The organism is Stenotrophomonas sp. 1278 (genome assembly GCF_029892765.1).
Taxonomy (GTDB): Bacteria; Pseudomonadota; Gammaproteobacteria; order Xanthomonadales; family Xanthomonadaceae; genus Stenotrophomonas; species Stenotrophomonas indicatrix.
The window spans coordinates 309,997-325,650 of the sequence record NZ_JARXWD010000002.1; the positions used below are offsets into that span (position 1 = coordinate 309,997).

15 protein-coding genes are annotated in these 15,654 nt (G+C 66.1%); 11 read left to right on the top strand and 4 right to left on the bottom strand.

Going from position 1 to position 15,654, the window contains the following annotated elements; genetic code table 11:
* Positions 1 to 38 precede the first annotated feature (38 nt).
* Together M2299_RS03640 and M2299_RS03645 are read right to left on the bottom strand one after the other, a co-directional pair.
* Positions 39 to 992, bottom strand: coding sequence for an AraC family transcriptional regulator (locus M2299_RS03640; RefSeq protein ID WP_025878502.1), 954 nt, complete (start codon positions 990 to 992; stop codon positions 39 to 41).
* Positions 993 to 1,083: 91 nt separating this feature from the next.
* Positions 1,084 to 1,416: a hypothetical protein gene (locus M2299_RS03645; RefSeq protein WP_280883891.1), complete on the bottom strand. Its 333-nt coding sequence runs from the start codon at positions 1,414 to 1,416 to the stop codon at positions 1,084 to 1,086.
* 128 nt (positions 1,417 to 1,544) lie between these two features.
* On the opposite strand from M2299_RS03645, the gene M2299_RS03650 reads away from it, so the two are divergent.
* The 7 genes from M2299_RS03650 (at position 1,545) to M2299_RS03680 (ending at position 9,326) form a co-directional block, all read left to right on the top strand.
* The gene (locus tag M2299_RS03650) at positions 1,545 to 2,303 is read left to right on the top strand and encodes an SDR family NAD(P)-dependent oxidoreductase (RefSeq protein WP_025878504.1); all 759 of its coding nucleotides are present in this window, start codon (positions 1,545 to 1,547) and stop codon (positions 2,301 to 2,303) included.
* 132 nt (positions 2,304 to 2,435) lie between these two features.
* The gene (locus M2299_RS03655; protein ID WP_032975262.1) at positions 2,436 to 2,885 is read left to right on the top strand and encodes an MgtC/SapB family protein; all 450 of its coding nucleotides are present in this window, start codon (positions 2,436 to 2,438) and stop codon (positions 2,883 to 2,885) included.
* A gap of 177 nt (positions 2,886 to 3,062) precedes the next feature.
* Positions 3,063 to 4,721 (top strand): L-lactate permease, encoded by a 1,659-nt coding sequence (gene lldP, locus M2299_RS03660; protein ID WP_025878506.1) that lies wholly within the window; start codon positions 3,063 to 3,065, stop codon positions 4,719 to 4,721.
* Between the two features lie 53 nt (positions 4,722 to 4,774).
* Complete coding sequence (lldR, locus tag M2299_RS03665) at positions 4,775 to 5,539, top strand: transcriptional regulator LldR (protein WP_032975263.1); 765 nt, start codon at positions 4,775 to 4,777, stop codon at positions 5,537 to 5,539.
* 4 nt (positions 5,540 to 5,543) lie between these two features.
* Positions 5,544 to 6,683, top strand: a complete 1,140-nt coding sequence (lldD, locus tag M2299_RS03670) for an FMN-dependent L-lactate dehydrogenase LldD (protein ID WP_033831370.1) — start codon at positions 5,544 to 5,546, stop codon at positions 6,681 to 6,683.
* Positions 6,680 to 8,386, top strand: a complete 1,707-nt coding sequence (dld, locus tag M2299_RS03675) for a D-lactate dehydrogenase (RefSeq protein WP_280883892.1) — start codon at positions 6,680 to 6,682, stop codon at positions 8,384 to 8,386. The genes lldD and dld overlap by 4 nt, the downstream gene beginning before the upstream one ends.
* 67 nt (positions 8,387 to 8,453) lie before the next feature.
* On the top strand, positions 8,454 to 9,326 hold the full coding sequence (locus M2299_RS03680; RefSeq protein WP_280883893.1) for a hypothetical protein: 873 nt from the start codon (positions 8,454 to 8,456) through the stop codon (positions 9,324 to 9,326).
* A gap of 49 nt (positions 9,327 to 9,375) precedes the next feature.
* On the opposite strand, the gene M2299_RS03685 is transcribed toward M2299_RS03680, so the two are convergent.
* Positions 9,376 to 9,669: a hypothetical protein gene (locus M2299_RS03685; RefSeq protein ID WP_025878511.1), complete on the bottom strand. Its 294-nt coding sequence runs from the start codon at positions 9,667 to 9,669 to the stop codon at positions 9,376 to 9,378.
* 168 nt (positions 9,670 to 9,837) lie between these two features.
* Here M2299_RS03685 and M2299_RS03690 point away from each other — a divergent pair, with 168 nt between their 5' ends.
* On the top strand, positions 9,838 to 10,500 hold the full coding sequence (locus tag M2299_RS03690; protein WP_280883894.1) for a decarboxylase: 663 nt from the start codon (positions 9,838 to 9,840) through the stop codon (positions 10,498 to 10,500).
* 68 nt (positions 10,501 to 10,568) lie between these two features.
* Positions 10,569 to 11,342: a CDP-diacylglycerol diphosphatase gene (locus M2299_RS03695; protein ID WP_223495375.1), complete on the top strand. Its 774-nt coding sequence runs from the start codon at positions 10,569 to 10,571 to the stop codon at positions 11,340 to 11,342.
* On the opposite strand, the gene M2299_RS03700 is transcribed toward M2299_RS03695, so the two are convergent.
* Positions 11,339 to 11,848 carry a GNAT family protein gene (locus tag M2299_RS03700; RefSeq protein WP_318532798.1) on the bottom strand — a complete coding sequence of 170 codons (510 nt, stop codon included), beginning with the start codon at positions 11,846 to 11,848 and terminating at the stop codon, positions 11,339 to 11,341. The genes M2299_RS03695 and M2299_RS03700 overlap by 4 nt on opposite strands.
* Before the next feature lie 315 nt (positions 11,849 to 12,163).
* On the opposite strand from M2299_RS03700, the gene M2299_RS03705 reads away from it, so the two are divergent.
* Both M2299_RS03705 and M2299_RS03710 read left to right on the top strand, forming a co-directional pair.
* Positions 12,164 to 14,890, top strand: a complete 2,727-nt coding sequence (locus M2299_RS03705) for a TonB-dependent receptor (RefSeq protein WP_180831008.1) — start codon at positions 12,164 to 12,166, stop codon at positions 14,888 to 14,890.
* Positions 14,891 to 14,999: 109 nt separating this feature from the next.
* Entirely contained in the window at positions 15,000 to 15,632 is a 633-nt protein-coding gene (locus M2299_RS03710; protein ID WP_080148563.1) for a hypothetical protein, read from the top strand.
* The last annotated feature ends 22 nt before the right edge of the window (positions 15,633 to 15,654 follow it).

The following is a 15,654-nucleotide window of genomic DNA, read 5'->3' on the forward strand; positions in this document are numbered from 1 at the left end:
TGTCGACCAAGGTCGACACCTGCCCGGGCAGATGCGCTTCAACCAACCTTCGAAGGGCCGGTGCGCCAGCGGCTGGGCACCAGCCCGAAGCGCTTGCGGAATGCGGCAGCGAAGTTGCTGGGATGCCGATAGCCGGTTTCCGCAGCCGCCTGTTCCACGCTCCAGCCGGATTCGCGAAGGCCCTGCTCGGCATGTCGCATGCGTTGTTCGTGCAGGTAGTCGAACACCGAGCAGCCATACGCCTGGACGAAGTGCCGGCGCAGTGCGCTGGGGCTCATGCAGGCCAGTTGGGCAAGTTCCAGCAGGCTGTGCGCATGGCCAGGGTCGTCGTGCAGAAACGTCCGTACGCGTTCCAGCCGCGCCCGCTGGCCACTGCGCAGCGCACGCGCACCTTCGGCGTGCAGATCATCGGCCTGCAGGCCGGTGGACAGCAACTGCAGGGCAATGCCCTCGCGCCACAGCGCATCCAGGCCGTCCTGCCAGGGGCTGTCGAACAGCTGCGCGAGAGGCGGCAGCATCGCGTGCGGAATCGCCCAGTGCCTGCATTCCATGTGTGAACCCAATGCCCGCTGCAATTGCGGTTGCCGCAGCAGGTCCGGGTCCAGATCGGCTGGCACCATCAGGCTGATGCCACGCAGGCGCATATTGCCGGGATGGACGCCGACCATTGCCACATGGTCGCGGTGGCTGGTGGTCACTGCGGTGCCTGCGCGCAGGCTGAAGTCACTGCGGTTGGGAACCTGCACGTCGACCTGGCCCTGCAGCATCACGCGGATGACCAGGCCGGGCCGTTCGTGCGCTGTGGCGGTGTAGGCGATGCGGTTGTGCACATCCGATGCGAGCAGGCTCATGCCGCCGCGCAGGGTCTGTTCGTGCAGGTCGCCGTGACCGGCCCACTGTTCTTCGCGCAGGTGGCTTGGATCGGCACGGTAGTCATAGCCGTGTCGCTGGCCAAAACGGCGGTAATCGGCAAACGTGAAATATCGGGACATCGCTCGGCGCTCAACCATGGATGATGGGTGCCGGCGACGATGTGCCCGCACGTTCCATCGTGCACCTGCAGCGCGGATCGGTCCTGCGCTTTCAGAGTTGGAAATAGATTCCTGTCATTTTCTCCAATGCGAGCCCGAATGCGATATCCAACGGGTCAATCGATTGGCATTTACGGCCAAGTTGAAGGTCGCGCAGCAATGCGCGTGCGTACTGTAACTGCTCGGGACGGGTGATCGATTCGTCTTCGTACTGGTCAAAGAGCAGGCCGAACCGCGTATTGAGGGTAGTGAGGAAGCCGCTGTCGAACAGCAGATCGACCGTGGCATCGCTGAGCATCACTTCGTACAGATCGCCAGGCAGGCAGGAATCGGTATCCAGCCGCCGTTCGGCATCGGCAGAAAGTGGAACGCAGGCTGTACGCATGGGAGCTCAGGTGGCGGGCATGCGCGCAAGTATCACGCATGCAGCGCTTTCGTCACGAAGAAGGGCGTAGTGTCGATGAGGTCGGACGGTTCTGTCCGCATCGATTTCCCAACAAATGGAGACCACAGATGATTGATTACCGACTCAACGGAAAAACCGCGATCGTCACCGGCGGTGTATCCGGTATCGGCCTGGCGGTAGCGGAAACGCTCGCTGCATCGGGCGCGCGCATTTCGGTGTGGGACCTGAAGCAGGATGCGGTGGATGCCACGGTGGCCACGCTGCGCAACCAGGGGGCCGAGGCCATCGGTGTCGCGTTGGATGTCACCGACGAGGCGGCGGTGGAAGCGGCGGTGCAGCGCACGGTGAAGGAACTGGGCGGCGTGCATGTTGCAGTGAATAACGCCGGCATCGGCGGGCCAGCGGCAAGCAGCGGCGACTATCCCATTGATGGCTGGAAGCGCGTGGTCGATGTGAACCTGACCAGCGTGTTCCTGTGCCAGCGGGCGCAGATCCAGGCGATGCGCACGGCGGGCAGCGGCGGCAGCATCATCAACATGGCCTCCATCCTGGGCCAGGTCGGGTATGCCGGTTCGACCGCCTACGCGGCCGCCAAGCACGGCGTGGTCGGCCTGACCCAGACGGCTGCATGGGAGCACGCTGCCGATGGCATCCGCATCAATGCGGTGGGCCCGGGCTTCATCAACACGCCGTTGCTGGAAAAGATGGACGCCAAAGTGCGTGCCACCCTGGAGGGCCGGCATGCACTCAAGCGCTTGGGAACGCCGCAGGAAGTGGCCGCGCTGGTCGCCTGGCTGGCCAGCGACGATGCCTCGTTCGCGACGGGTGCCTACTACGCCATCGACGGTGGTTATCTGGCGCAGTAGTGCCGGCCGCTGGCCGGCAACTCCCGTTGCATGGAACAAGGCGGCATCGCCCGGTGAAGAGGGCGTGCCATCGCCTTCACCCCCGTCCCACGGCCGCCGAGCAACGCTCCGGGAAACTTCCGGAGCCTCCCCATGGAACTTACCCAGGACATGTCCATTCTGCTGCGCGTGGCCGCCGCCATGGTATTTGGCGGCGTGCTGGGCGTTGAACGTGAGATGGGCAAGCACGCTGCCGGCCTGCGCACGCACATGCTGATTGCCGGTGCCGCTGCGCTGATCGTCGGCCTCGGTGATTCGGTGGCCGAACACTTCCAGCAGGAACGCTACCGCGATCTGCTGCAGGTCGACCCGGTGCGATTGATCGAAGCGGTGGTGGCCTGCGTGGGCTTCGTTGCCGCCGGCACCATCCTGCGCGGCAATCGCGAAGACCAGGTCAGCGGGCTCACCACCGCCAGTTCGCTGGTGATGGCCGCGGCCATCGGTATTGCCGTGGGCATCGGCAAGTACGTGATCGCGCTCGGTGTCAGCGTACTGTGCGTGCTGGTGCTGGCGTTGATACGGCGGGTGGAAAAGAAGTTGTAATCGCTAAATGGTACTACCAATAATTCCGTATAGCCCTATGGTCTAATAGGCTGTCGGCAGGATTGGAGGTTCAATTCGCGCCTGTGGTCCGATTGTTGGTCAATGTGGTACGACCAATATATGGCGGGCCCGACGCCCCCACCCGGTGGGGAACCTCCTGTTCCTGTCGAGAGCCCTATGCAGCCCTGGCAACACGTGTACGACCCCGCCGGCAACCTGTGGTTGTCGAGCCTGATCGCGCTGCTGCCGATCGCCTTCTTCTTCATCGCTCTGGCCGTGCTGCGCATGAAGGGCTGGATCGCCGGCACCATCACGGTGGCCATCGCCCTTGCCGTGGCGCTGCTGTTCTATCGCATGCCGGTGGCGCAGGCGCTGGGCGCGGCCGGCTTCGGCTTCGTCTATGGCCTGTGGCCGATCGCCTGGATCATCATCGGCGCGGTGTTCCTGTACAAGGTCTCGGTCAAGACCGGCCAGTTCGACATCATCCGTGCCTCGATCCTGTCGGTCACCGAGGACCAGCGATTGCAGATGCTGATGGTCGGCTTTGCCTTCGGTGCCTTCCTGGAAGGTGCAGCCGGGTTCGGCGCGCCGGTGGCGATCACCGCCGCGCTGCTGGTCGGGCTGGGCTTCAAGCCGCTGTATGCGGCCGGCCTGTGCCTGATCGTCAACACTGCGCCGGTGGCGTTCGGCGCGATGGGCATCCCGATCATCGTGGCGGGGCAGGTGACCGGCCTGGATGCCTTCGAGATCGGCCAGATGGCCGGCCGCCAGCTGCCGTTCCTGACTGTCATCGTGCTGTTCTGGATCATGGCGATCATGGACGGCTGGCGCGGCATCAAGGAAACCTGGCCGGCGGTGCTGGTGGCAGGCGGTTCGTTCGCCATCGCCCAGTACCTGACCTCCAACTTCATCGGCCCGGAACTGCCGGATATCACCGCCTCGCTGGCGTCGCTGGTCTGCCTGACCCTGTTCCTGCGCCGCTGGAAGCCGGTACGGATCTTCCGCTTCGATACCGAAACCAGTGCTGAGGCGGCAGCACAGGCAATGGAGGCGCCGCGCCACAGCGTCGGCCAGATCGCCAAGGCGTGGTCGCCGTTCCTGATCCTCACTGCGATGGTCACCGTGTGGAGCATCAAGCCGTTCAAGTCGCTGTTCGCAGCCGGTGGCCCGCTTGAAGGCTGGGTGCTGAAGATTCCGGTGCCGGGCCTGGACCAGATGGTGCAGAAGATGCCGCCGATCGTCGATGCGCCGCTGAGCTATGAGGCGGTGTACAAGTTCGACTGGTTCTCGGCCACGGGTACCTCGATCATCCTTGCCGCAATCATCGCGATCATCGCCCTGCGCATGCCGGCGCGCTCGGCGCTGCAGACCTTCGCTGAAACCGTGCGCGAACTGCGCATGCCGATCTTTTCGATCGGCATGGTGCTGGCGTTCGCCTTCATCGCCAACTATTCGGGCCTGTCGGCAACGCTGGCGCTGGCACTGGCGCACACCGGCAAGGCGTTCCCGTTCTTCTCGCCGTTCCTGGGCTGGCTGGGCGTGTTCCTGACCGGTTCGGATACCTCGTCCAATGCACTGTTCTCGGCGCTGCAGGCGACCACCGCGCAGCAGATCGGCGTGTCCGACGTGCTGCTGGTAGCGGCCAACACCACCGGCGGTGTCACCGGCAAGATGATCTCGCCGCAGTCCATTGCCATTGCCTGCGCGGCGGTGGGCCTGGCCGGCAAGGAGTCGGACCTGTTCCGCTTCACCGTCAAGCACAGCCTGATCTTCACCACGATGGTCGGCCTGATCACCCTGGCCCAGGCCTACTGGTTGACCTGGATGATTCCCTGAGCCATGCAGTACAGGCCGACCAACAGCGGCGTGCTTCGGGCCACAATGGCGCCATGAGCACACAACGGGTTTCGGACAAGGTGGCCGCGCAGCTGCGTGCGCTGGTGCAGGAACAGCAGTTGCAGCCAGGCGACAGGCTGCCGGCCGAGCGCACGCTGGCCGTTCAGCTGGGGGTCTCGCGCACCGCGCTGCGCGAGGCCATCGCGCAGTTGTCCAGCCATGGTCTGCTGACCGCGCGGGTAGGCGGTGGCACTTACGTGAGCGAGCCCGCCGCACGTGCGCGGCAGGCACTGGATGAACCGCTGGTGCCGTACCTGCCGCTGTTCCAGGGGGACCCGGAATACCGCTTCGATGTGCTGGAAATCCGCCACGCGCTGGAAGGCGCCACGGCCTGGCACGCCGCGCTGCGCGCCACCGACGAGGACCGCGCGCGCATCGCCCAGGCGTTCCAGACCATGATGGATGCGCATGGCAAGGACGACCCCGCCGGTGAGGCGCAGGCCGATGCGGCCTTCCACCTGTCCATCGCCGAGGCCTCGCACAACCTGGTATTGCTGCAGGTGATGCGCGGCCTGTTCGAACTGCTGCAGACCAATATCTCGCAGAGCCGCGAAAAGCTCTACACCTCGGCCAGGACCTTCTCGCCGCTGTCCGACCAGCATCGCGAAATGATGGATGCGGTGCTGGCCGGCGACCCCGAACGCGCGCGCGCCGCCGCGCATGCCCACCTCGAGTTCGTGCACACCACGCTGCGCACCCTCGATGACAACGAAGCCCGGCGTGCGCGGGCTTCGCGTCTACCTTCCCCACACGGTTGACCCCATGATCATCTCCGCCTCCACCGATTACCGTGCCGCAGCCGAACGCCGGCTGCCGCCGTTCCTGTTCCACTACATCGATGGTGGCGCGTATGCCGAGCACACGCTGAAGCGCAACGTGTCCGATCTGTCCGACATCGCGCTGCGCCAGCGCGTCCTGCGCAACATGTCCGACCTGAGCCTGGAAACCGAGCTGTTCGGCGAGAAGCTGGCGATGCCGGTGGCACTGGCACCGGTCGGTCTGACCGGCATGTATGCCCGTCGCGGCGAAGTGCAGGCCGCGCGTGCAGCCGACAGCCGCGGCATTCCGTTCACGCTTTCCACGGTGTCGGTGTGCCCGATCGAAGAAGTCGCCCCGGCGATCCAGCGCCCGATGTGGTTCCAGCTGTACGTGCTGCGCGATCGCGGTTTCATGCGCAATGCGCTGGAGCGCGCGCAGGCGGCCGGTGTAACCACCCTGGTATTCACTGTCGACATGCCGGTGCCGGGCGCGCGCTATCGCGACGCACACTCGGGCATGAGTGGTCCGAATGCTGCAATGCGCCGCATCGGCCAGGCCATCACCCATCCGCGCTGGGCGTGGGACGTGGGCCTGCGCGGACGCCCGCATGACCTCGGCAACATCTCCACCTACCGTGGCAACCCAACGGGCCTGGAGGACTACATCGGCTGGCTGGGCAGCAACTTCGATCCGTCCATTTCGTGGAAGGACTTGGAGTGGATCCGTGAGTTCTGGAAAGGCCCGATGGTGATCAAGGGCATCCTCGACCCGGACGATGCGCGTGATGCGGTGGCGTTTGGCGCCGATGGCATCGTGGTCTCCAACCATGGCGGCCGCCAGCTCGATGGCGTGCTGTCCACCGCACGGGCGTTGCCGGCCATCGCCGACGCCGTGCAGGGTGACCTGAAGATCCTCGCCGATTCGGGCATCCGCACCGGCCTGGACGTGGTGCGCATGCTGGCGCTGGGCGCCGACACCGTGCTGCTGGGCCGCGCGTTTGTCTACGCTCTTGCCGCGCAGGGCGAGGCCGGCGTGGCCAACCTGCTGGACCTGATCGCCAAGGAAATGCGCGTGGCGATGACCCTGACCGGCGCGCATCGCATCGCCGACATCGGCCGTGATTCGCTGGTGCGCCTGCCATGAGTGATCGCAACACGGTGCTGGAACAGTTGCGTGCCGCGGTGGGGGACCGCCACGTACTGACCGGCGACAAGGCCACCCGTCGCTTCCGTCGCGGCTATCGCTTCGGTGATGGCCCGGTACTGGCGGTGGTACGCCCGGGCACGCTGCTGCAATTGTGGAACGTGCTGCAGGCCGCGATGCAGGGCGGGGCCGCGATCATCCTGCAGGCGGCCAATACCGGCCTGACCGGTGGCTCGACCCCGGACGGCGATGACTACGGCCGGCCGATCGTGCTGGTCAGCACCCTGCGCCTGACCGGCATCCAGCTGTTGAATGAAGGCCGCCAGGTGCTGTGCCTGCCCGGCGCGACGCTGGACCGGCTGGAGCAGACGCTGGCGCCGCTGGGCCGCGAGCCGCACTCGGTGATCGGCTCGTCGTGCATCGGCGCCTCGGTGCTGGGCGGCATCTGCAACAACTCCGGTGGCGCGCTGGTGCGCCGCGGCCCGGCCTATACCGAACTGGCGCTGTATGCGCAGGTCGACGCGCGGGGTGAACTGCAACTGGTCAACCATCTGGGCATCGCGCTGGGCGACACGCCCGAGCAGATCCTGCAACGCCTGCAGAGCGGTGACTACAGCGCCGCCGATGTCGGCGACGGTGATGGCCGTGCCGCCTCCGATCCGCGTTATGCCGAGGAAGTGCGCAAGGTCGATGCCGATACCCCGGCACGCTTCAACGCCGACCCCAGCCGCCATTTCGAGGCGGCCGGATCTGCCGGCAAGCTGGCGGTGTTCGCCGTGCGCCTGGATACCTTCGAGAAGGAGGCCGCCGAGGTCTTCTATATCGGCAGCAACCGCACCGACAGCCTGACCGCGATCCGCCGCCAGCTGCTGACCGGCTTCGAGCGCCTGCCCATCGCCGGCGAGTACATCCACCGTGATGCGTATGACATCGGCGAGCGCTACGGCAAGGACAGTTTCCTGCTGATCGACAAGCTCGGTACCGCGCGCGTTCCGGCCGCATTCGCACTGAAGAGCCGGGTTGATGGCTGGTTTGAACGGCTGGGCCTGCGCGGTGTCACCGACCGCATGATGCAACTGCTGACCGGCCTGTTGCCCTCGCACCTGCCCAAGCGCATGGGCGAGTTCCGCCAGCGTTACGAGCATCACCTGCTGCTGAAGGTGTCCGCACAGGATGCGGCTGCCACCGAGGCCTGGCTGCGCGGCTTCTTCAACGACCACGAAGGCGGCTACTTCCATTGCACGGCGGACGAAGGACGCAAGGCCTTCCTGCATCGTTTCGCGGTGGCCGGTGCGGCGGTGCGCTACCGCGAAGTGCATCGCCGGCAGGTGCAGGACATCGTCGCGCTGGACATCGCGCTGCGCCGCGATGACGCCGACTGGTTCGAGCAGCTGCCGGCCGATATCGATGGGCGCCTGCTGCACAAACTGTACTACGGCCATTTCCTGTGCCATGTGTTCCACCAGGACTACATCGCGCGCAAGGGTGAAGATCCGATGGCCATCGAGCATGCGATGTGGGCGTTGCTGGACCAGCGCGGCGCGGAGTACCCGGCCGAGCACAACGTCGGCCACCTGTATCCGGCCAAGCCGGCGCTGGCCGGCTTCTACCGCACGCTGGACCCGAGCAATACCTTCAACCCCGGCATCGGCCAGACGTCGAAGGCGAGGGGCTGGGGCAGCTGCGACTGCGACGGGCACTGAGCCGGAACGTGGCGCCTGCGCTACCATCGGTCTCTCGCAAGGACGTGCCGCTGCGCACAGGATGAACATGGTTTCCACGCGCATGGCTTACGCGGTGCTGTCTGTACTGCTGCTGGCATCGTCGTTGCCTGCAGCGGCGGACGTTGCGCCCGTTCAACGGGATGCGGCAGGCAACCGGCTGGAGACGCTGCTGCTGCAGGGCGGGCAGGGACCGGAAGGCCCGGAGCGCTACTGCACTGCTGATGGCCAGTGGTGCGTGCAGGCGCTGCCTTCAGCGGGCGAAGACCAGCCGGCCTCGCTGGAAGTTGCCGAGCGCGCGGATGCTGAAGGCGAGCCGCAGATGCGCTACGTGCCCATCGACGTGGTTGACGATGGCGACCTGCGGGTCTGGCCCTTCATCGTGCGCCTGGCGCCCGGCGCCGGGGTAGTCCAGGCCGTGGCCGATCCACAACAGGCCGCATTGCAGAACGTGCTCGTCGGCGGTCTGGTGGAGGCCCGTGCGATGTATTCCGGCGGCGGTGCCAGCGCATCGACCCTGCACCTGGCGCGCATCCGTCATCTCGACGATGGCATCCAGGTGGACGCCGACGTGCTGTCCGTTGCGTGGTCGGCCAACAAGATGATCCGGGCCTGTTTCAGCGAGCGCGATTTTGATCAGCGCGCCGGCGCCTGCCATGACGAGTACAGCTTCGATGCGGAACTTGCGCTGGCAGCCGAAGCGCAGGACATGCCCGTACTGCGCTACCAGACCGGGGCCACCAACTATCCGGCCGGGGTATCACCGCAGCGGGATTCGCTGGCCAAAGAGCGGTTGACGAAGAAGGACCTGCGCACCGAACAGGATGCGCAATGCAGCTACAGGCGCACCTTCCGCTTCACGTCAGGGGCGTACCAACCGGACCAGCCGCTGCCGGAGTGCTCGGCCTACACCGAGCCCTGAGCCATGGAGCCGGGCGCATGCCCGGCTCTGAGCAACGGCCGTGACGCGCTTACTCGCAGCGGGTGGCGGTGATGATGTTGTCCTTGTCCACGAACACGCGCAGGCGGTCCTGGCGGATGTCCTTGGTGGTGATGGTGGCCGGGCCGATGGGGTTGACCATGCCGGCGCCGCTTTCGCTGGACAGGCGGCGGATGTTCGGCTCGTTGGCCGGCTGGCCGATGGCCCAGCCCAGCTGGCTGGCATCGCAGCGGCCACTGCCCTTGACCTCCGGGCCGGGAGTGCTGACACAGGCCGACAGCAACAAGGCCGAGGCGGGCAGCAACAGAGTCAGGCGGATGGTCATGCGGGCGCTCCTGCGCAGGGGATTGGCGGCACGATAGCACTGACCGCGCGAAACCCGGCAGCGTTCGGGTCATTGCCCGCGCGGCCGCCGCACTGCATAGTGGCCGGCGTTGCCGGCAACGTGCCGGCGGGCAGGCCGGGCCACTCCGGTGCAGGTGTTGGGTCCGGTATGAGGTCAGGCAGTTTCCGTGGCAGGCAGAACGCAGTGAAGGCGACGGTAGTGCTGTCGTTGCTCTGCATGGCAGTGGCAGCCATGGCTGCCGAACCGACGCCAGCGCCGGCGGCCGAAGCGCTGGTATTTGGTGGCTGGCGCAACCTGCAGACCGAAGCCGGATACCAGCCGGCGCAGCGCAACCTGGCGTTCGCGATGCTGCCGCAGGCCGCAACCCGTGGTGATCGCTTCGCCATCCTCGACCGTGAAGGCAAGCGCACGGTGTGCTGCCTGCAGGTGGCCAGCGAGTCGCTGGGTGTTGCCGCGCTTCGCGAGCAGTACCACCTGCCGCAGGCCGGGGTGACCGATCTGAGCAACGGCCGCAGCCCGGCGCGCCCGTATCTGCCGCATGTCTATGCGATGCAGCGGGTGGATGAACTGGCCGATTATGGTTTCGCCGATGTTGCCGGTGCCTACAGCGACCTGGGCGGGCTGCTGCTGCCCGACGCTGCCGCGCTGGCTGCCGACGGCACCGAGGTGCGCGTGGGCGAGGGCCATTATCGCCTGCAGTTCCACCGCCAGCCGCTGGCCGATGATGACGGCGCACTGGACCGGTACACCCTGCAGGTGCTGCCTGCCGGCGACCCGGTCGTGGTTGAAGTGCCGTTCGGCACCTACTGATTGCCACATCCCACTGGCTAGAATGGCGCGCGGCGCTGCCTGCGCGCCTGATCCTGCGAGTTGTTGCCGTGCGATTTCTGTTGCTGCCCCTGCTGTTGCTGGCCGGTTGTGCCAGCGTGCCCCCTGCGCCGCCACCGGCCCATTCGGATGCGCTGTGGCGCCTGATCGAACGTGATTGCCAGGGCGCACAGTCGCCACGCGGCGATTGCCTGCAGGTGCGCCCGGCCGTTGATCACCGCGATGTGCTGGTCAAGGACGCGCACGGCCGCTATCAGTTCCTGCTGATGCCACTGGACAAGGTCAGTGGCATCGAAAGTCCCGCGTTGTACCGGCGCGGGGCACCCAATTACTTTGCTGCCGCCTGGCAGGCCCGCGCTCGTACCGAGCAGGCACTTGGCCAGCGGTTGCCGCGCAGCGTCGCCAGCCTGGCATTGAACTCGCCGCATGGACGTTCGCAGCACCAGCTGCACATCCACGTCGATTGCCTGCGCGCCGACGTGCTGCGGGCGCTGGAAGACAATCGCGCGGCCCTCGGCACGCAGTGGGCACCGCTGCCGGTACGGCTGCGCGGCCATCAGTACCAGGCGCGGTTGCTGCCGGGCGAGGCGTTGACTGCCAATCCCCTCAACCTGCTGGCCTATGGCCTGAGCGGTGTGGACAGGGTTGGCCAATGGAGCCTGCTGGTGGCGGGGCACGAGGACGTGCATGGCGCGCCGGGTTTCATCCTGCTGGCCACGCAGCTGGATCCCGGCAGCGACAACGATGCCAGCGCCGAGGAGCTGCAGGACCATGCCTGCAGCGTGTTGACCGGCGCGGATGCTTCGCTGGAGCGGGTGCGCTAGTTCTCTGCTGACTGCCGTTGCAGCCAGGCAGGGGCTGTCAGGGCGTAGAGCTGGCGGTCCTGCCAGCCTTCGATATCCAGGTGGTGGTCGCGCAGCAGGCCTTCGCGCTCGAAGCCGATCGCCTGCAGGGTAGTGACCAGCGCGCTGCCTGCATCGGGCGGCAGCAGCACGAACAGGCGACGGATCCCCACCTGTTCGAACAGGAACGTGCACAGCGCCTGCAACGAAGCGTGCAGCTGCCGCCGCTGGGGACAGCCTGCGGCATGCAGCCAACGCAGTTCAACGCTGCGCGCATGCGCGCAATGCAGGCGCAGGCTCAACTGGTCCAGCAGCTCACCCGCTGCATCGAAGCTGCCCAGCAGCAGCTGATCGTTGTCGTGTTGCAGCTGCGAACGCTGCACACCGCAGAGGAAATGGGCTTCGGCATCGAAATGGTCAGGCAGGTTGCTGCTGCGTTCGACCTGTCGATAGTGGTGACGCCAGGCGGAAAGGTCTGAACGCTGCAACGGGCGCAGCACCACAGGCCCGTGCTGGAGCAGCAGGAGGTGGCGGCGCAGCACCGGTCGCAGCGGTGGCAAGGAAGTAGGGAAATACCGGTTCATGGGGTGCGACGATGCCGCAGGCCGGCGAGGGGGAACAATGAAAGAAGTTGCAAATGCGGCGCGGTCGCTGCCTGCGGTCTGATTCGGTTCAGGCATAACGCCATCAAGCCTGGTCATTTCCGTTGCAACCATCCGTTCAGGACACTTTCGTTACGGGATCGTTATGCGCACACCGTCGCCAGCGCCCCGGACCACCCGCCCAACTCCCCCAGGAAGCCCATGTCCGCCTCTTCCCTGGCGCTGCGCCCGCGTCCGCTGGTGCTTGCCTTGTCGTCCCTGATGCTGGCCTCGTTGCCGGCCTTCGCGCAGGAAAGCGCACCCACCACATTGCAGGAAGTGAAGGTCACCGGCTCGCGCATCCCGCGTGCCAGTGTCGAGGGGCCGTCGCCGGTCACGGTGATCAGCCGCGAGCAGATCGATGCGCAGGGCTACCGCAATGCATTCGATGCGTTGAGCGCGCTCACCGAGAACACCGGCAACGTGCAGGGCGAGGACTTCGGCAATACCTTCACCCCGGCGGCGAACACCATCAACCTGCGTGGCCTGGGCCCGAACCGCACGCTGGTGCTGGTCAACGGCCGCCGCCAGGCCGACTATCCGCTGGCCTACGAAGGCTCGGTGAACGTGGTCAACCTGGCCAACATCCCCAGTGCGCTGATCGAGCGCATCGAGGTGCTGGCTGCGGGGGCGTCTGCGGTGTATGGCTCCGATGCCATCGCCGGCGTGGTCAACATCATCCTCAAGGACCGCTTCGACGGCGTGGACGTCAACGTGCGTGCCGGCGGCACCCAGCAGGGCGGTGGTGACAACCAGCGCGTGCAGGTGGTGGGAGGCAGCTCGGGCGAACGCTGGGAAGGCCTGTTCGGCTTCGAACTGGACGTGCGCAAGGCGATCCACGCGCGCCAGCGCGATTTCATGGATTCGCTGGACGATGACCCCACCGGCAAGGCGCCGCAGCCGACGGCCGTCGCCTATCGTCGCAATGCAGCCACCGGTCGCAACATCGATCCGGGCACCGCCGGCTGCGATGCGGCTTCGTCCATCTACGGTGGCAGCGTGCTGCGCGCCAACAACCCGCGCCAGGGCTGGTACTGCGGCAGCAACGAAGCCGCTGCCAGTTACTGGACCGTGCAGACCGAGAAGCGCAACCTCAACGGTTACGGCCTGCTGACCTTCCACGTCAACGACACTACCGACCTGTTTGCGGATGTCGCGCTGGGCAGCGCACGGATCAACAACAATACCCGTGCGCCCACCTGGACCTCGTCACGCAACTACTTCTACAACCAGAACACGGGCAACCTGGAGAGCTGGTACCGCCGCTTCGCGCCGGAGGAAATCGGCGGCCTGCCGCGCAATGCCAATCGCTTCCTGGAAAACTCGTGGTCGTTCAACGTCGGTGCGCGTGGCCAGATCGGCGACAGCGGCTGGGACTACGAGGCCGTCTACAGCCGCTCGCGCTACGAGAACCGCACGCGCCGCCCGGTGCTGCTGGCCGGCATCAACGAGTACCTGCTGGGCCCGCAGCTGGGCGTGCGCAACGGCGTGGAGGTCTATGCACCAGACCCTGCGCGCCTGTTCCAGCCGTTGACGCCCGATGAGTACGGCCGCCTGTCCGACTACCAGGAGAGCCGCAATGCCGCGTGGCTGCAGACCTTCAGCGCGACGGTCAACGGCCGCCTGTTCGCGTTGCCCGGTGGCGATGCCGCATTGGCCGCGGTGGTCGAGGCGGGCAGCCAGGGCTACCGCAACCGCCCGGACCCGCGCTTGGGCACCGGCGAATTCTGGAACACCAGCGCCGGCATCGGTGCCGGTGGCGAACGTGACCGCTACGCGGCCGGTGTTGAACTGCAGCTGCCGCTGCTGCAGTCGCTGACCACCACCCTGGCAGGTCGCTACGACCAGTACCGCGCCGGCGGCGAGCATATCGGCAAGGCGACCTGGAGCTTCGGTGTCGAATTCCGTCCGATCGAAAGCCTGCTGATCCGCGGCACCGCGGCCACCAGCTTCCGTGCGCCGGACATGAACTATGTGTTCGCCACCGAGACCCGTGGCTACAACCCCGGCATGACCGACTACTGGCGCTGCCGCACCGCCGGCCAGTCGTATGACAACTGCGACTACAACGGCCTGTCGATCGACTACAGCAACCGCGCCAACCCGCAGCTGCAGCCGGAGTCGGCCAAGTCGTATGGCTTCGGCGTGGTCTGGTCGCCGCTGTCCGGGCTGGATTTCAGCGCCGACTACTACGACATCCGCATCGACAACGAAGTGACCAGCCTCGACACCAGCCGCATCCTGCGTGATGAGGCCGATTGCCGGCTGGGCCGCACCCTCGGCGGCGAAACGCGCGACATCAGCTCGTCGCTGTGCCAGGACGCGCTGTCGCGGGTGATCCGCAACCCCTCCACTGCCACCGTGCAGCCGGACCAGGTAACCCGCGTACTGATCAACCCGATCAATGCGGCATCAGAGTCGGTGCGCGGCATCGACCTGAAGGGCAACTGGCGCTTCGATGCGGGCCGCTATGGCCGCTTCACCACGCGCCTGGCCTACACCCTGGTGCTGGAGCATGAGTACAAGCAGTTCGCCGATGACGAAGTGCGCGACATCCGCAATTCGCTGGATGACTACCAGTGGCGCAGCAAGGCCAATGGCAGCATCACCTGGAACCAGGGCGACTGGACCACGACGCTGTATGGCAACCGTTTCGGCTCGCTGCCCAAGACCGATGGCAGTGGCCGCATCGCACCGTACATGACCTACAACGCCAGCGTGTTCCGCCAGTTCGGCGAAAACCTGTCGGTGGGCGTGATCGTCAACAACCTGCGCGACAGCCGCCCGCCGGCAGACAAGAACGGTGGCGGTTGGCCGTTCTATCCGGTCGGCAACTACGACCCGTATGGCCGTCAGTTCTGGGTGCAGCTGGATTACCGGTTCCGTTAAGCGATGCAAAACGAAAGGCCCGGCATTGCCGGGCCTTTCTTTGTGTGGCACTTCGCTTCCAGCGCCAAGCAATGGCATGCTCACCCAATCAGCAGGGAGGAAACAACGCATGGACGTTCGTCATCTGATGGTTGTGGTGCTCGCAGTCGCGGGCTGCAGCAGCAAAGAAGAAGCACCGGCAGCCGCTGCCCAGGATGCCACGATGGCGCCTGCCGATCGGGTTGAGGCAGCAACACGGATACGCGCTGCTGCAACATCCCTGCACACTGCTCCCGCTTCGCCCGGGTCTGCAGTCATTGCTGCGGCGGCCAAGCCAGCGGAAGGAACGTTCCTCACCGGCGAGCGCAGCCTGTTGAGTGAGGGGGCGATGTCCGTTGAACGATTCCATGCGGTGGTCGGTTCCAACAGAGCATTCGCACAGGCGGTCAGCCAATTCGAGCAGGATGCCGCACGCCAACCGGAAGCACAGGATCTGACCGGGCTGTACAGGTCAGCGGTGACTGCGGCGCTGGACGGGAATACGGACGTGGTCTCGTTCGCATGCGGCTACAGCTTGTGCCTCGGCGAGATCCGCAGCCGGAGCGAAGACGGTTTCAGCGCCTGGGCGCGCTCCTTCGGGAAGGGCAACACGCCTCCCGTCTATGCATTCGCAACGGCCGAGTACACCCTGGGCCGGAACCTGCATTCGGGACGCTTCGTGTTCTCCACCGATCCGGCTGCCAACGGCATCACCACCCAGTAGGTCGGGACATGCCGGGCGGATG

Bases quoted from the DNA above. Each gene is read 5' to 3' on its own strand.
- M2299_RS03640 (WP_025878502.1), bottom strand. From the start codon at position 992: ATGTCCCGATATTTCACGTTTGCCGATTACCGCCGTTTTGGCCAGCGA.
- M2299_RS03645 (WP_280883891.1), bottom strand. From the start codon at position 1,416: ATGCGTACAGCCTGCGTTCCACTTTCTGCCGATGCCGAACGGCGGCTG.
- M2299_RS03650 (WP_025878504.1), top strand. From the start codon at position 1,545: ATGATTGATTACCGACTCAACGGAAAAACCGCGATCGTCACCGGCGGT.
- M2299_RS03655 (WP_032975262.1), top strand. From the start codon at position 2,436: ATGGAACTTACCCAGGACATGTCCATTCTGCTGCGCGTGGCCGCCGCC.
- lldP (WP_025878506.1), top strand. From the start codon at position 3,063: ATGCAGCCCTGGCAACACGTGTACGACCCCGCCGGCAACCTGTGGTTG.
- lldR (WP_032975263.1), top strand. From the start codon at position 4,775: ATGAGCACACAACGGGTTTCGGACAAGGTGGCCGCGCAGCTGCGTGCG.
- lldD (WP_033831370.1), top strand. From the start codon at position 5,544: ATGATCATCTCCGCCTCCACCGATTACCGTGCCGCAGCCGAACGCCGG.
- dld (WP_280883892.1), top strand. From the start codon at position 6,680: ATGAGTGATCGCAACACGGTGCTGGAACAGTTGCGTGCCGCGGTGGGG.
- M2299_RS03680 (WP_280883893.1), top strand. From the start codon at position 8,454: ATGGTTTCCACGCGCATGGCTTACGCGGTGCTGTCTGTACTGCTGCTG.
- M2299_RS03685 (WP_025878511.1), bottom strand. From the start codon at position 9,669: ATGACCATCCGCCTGACTCTGTTGCTGCCCGCCTCGGCCTTGTTGCTG.
- M2299_RS03690 (WP_280883894.1), top strand. From the start codon at position 9,838: ATGAGGTCAGGCAGTTTCCGTGGCAGGCAGAACGCAGTGAAGGCGACG.
- M2299_RS03705 (WP_180831008.1), top strand. From the start codon at position 12,164: ATGTCCGCCTCTTCCCTGGCGCTGCGCCCGCGTCCGCTGGTGCTTGCC.
- M2299_RS03710 (WP_080148563.1), top strand. From the start codon at position 15,000: ATGGACGTTCGTCATCTGATGGTTGTGGTGCTCGCAGTCGCGGGCTGC.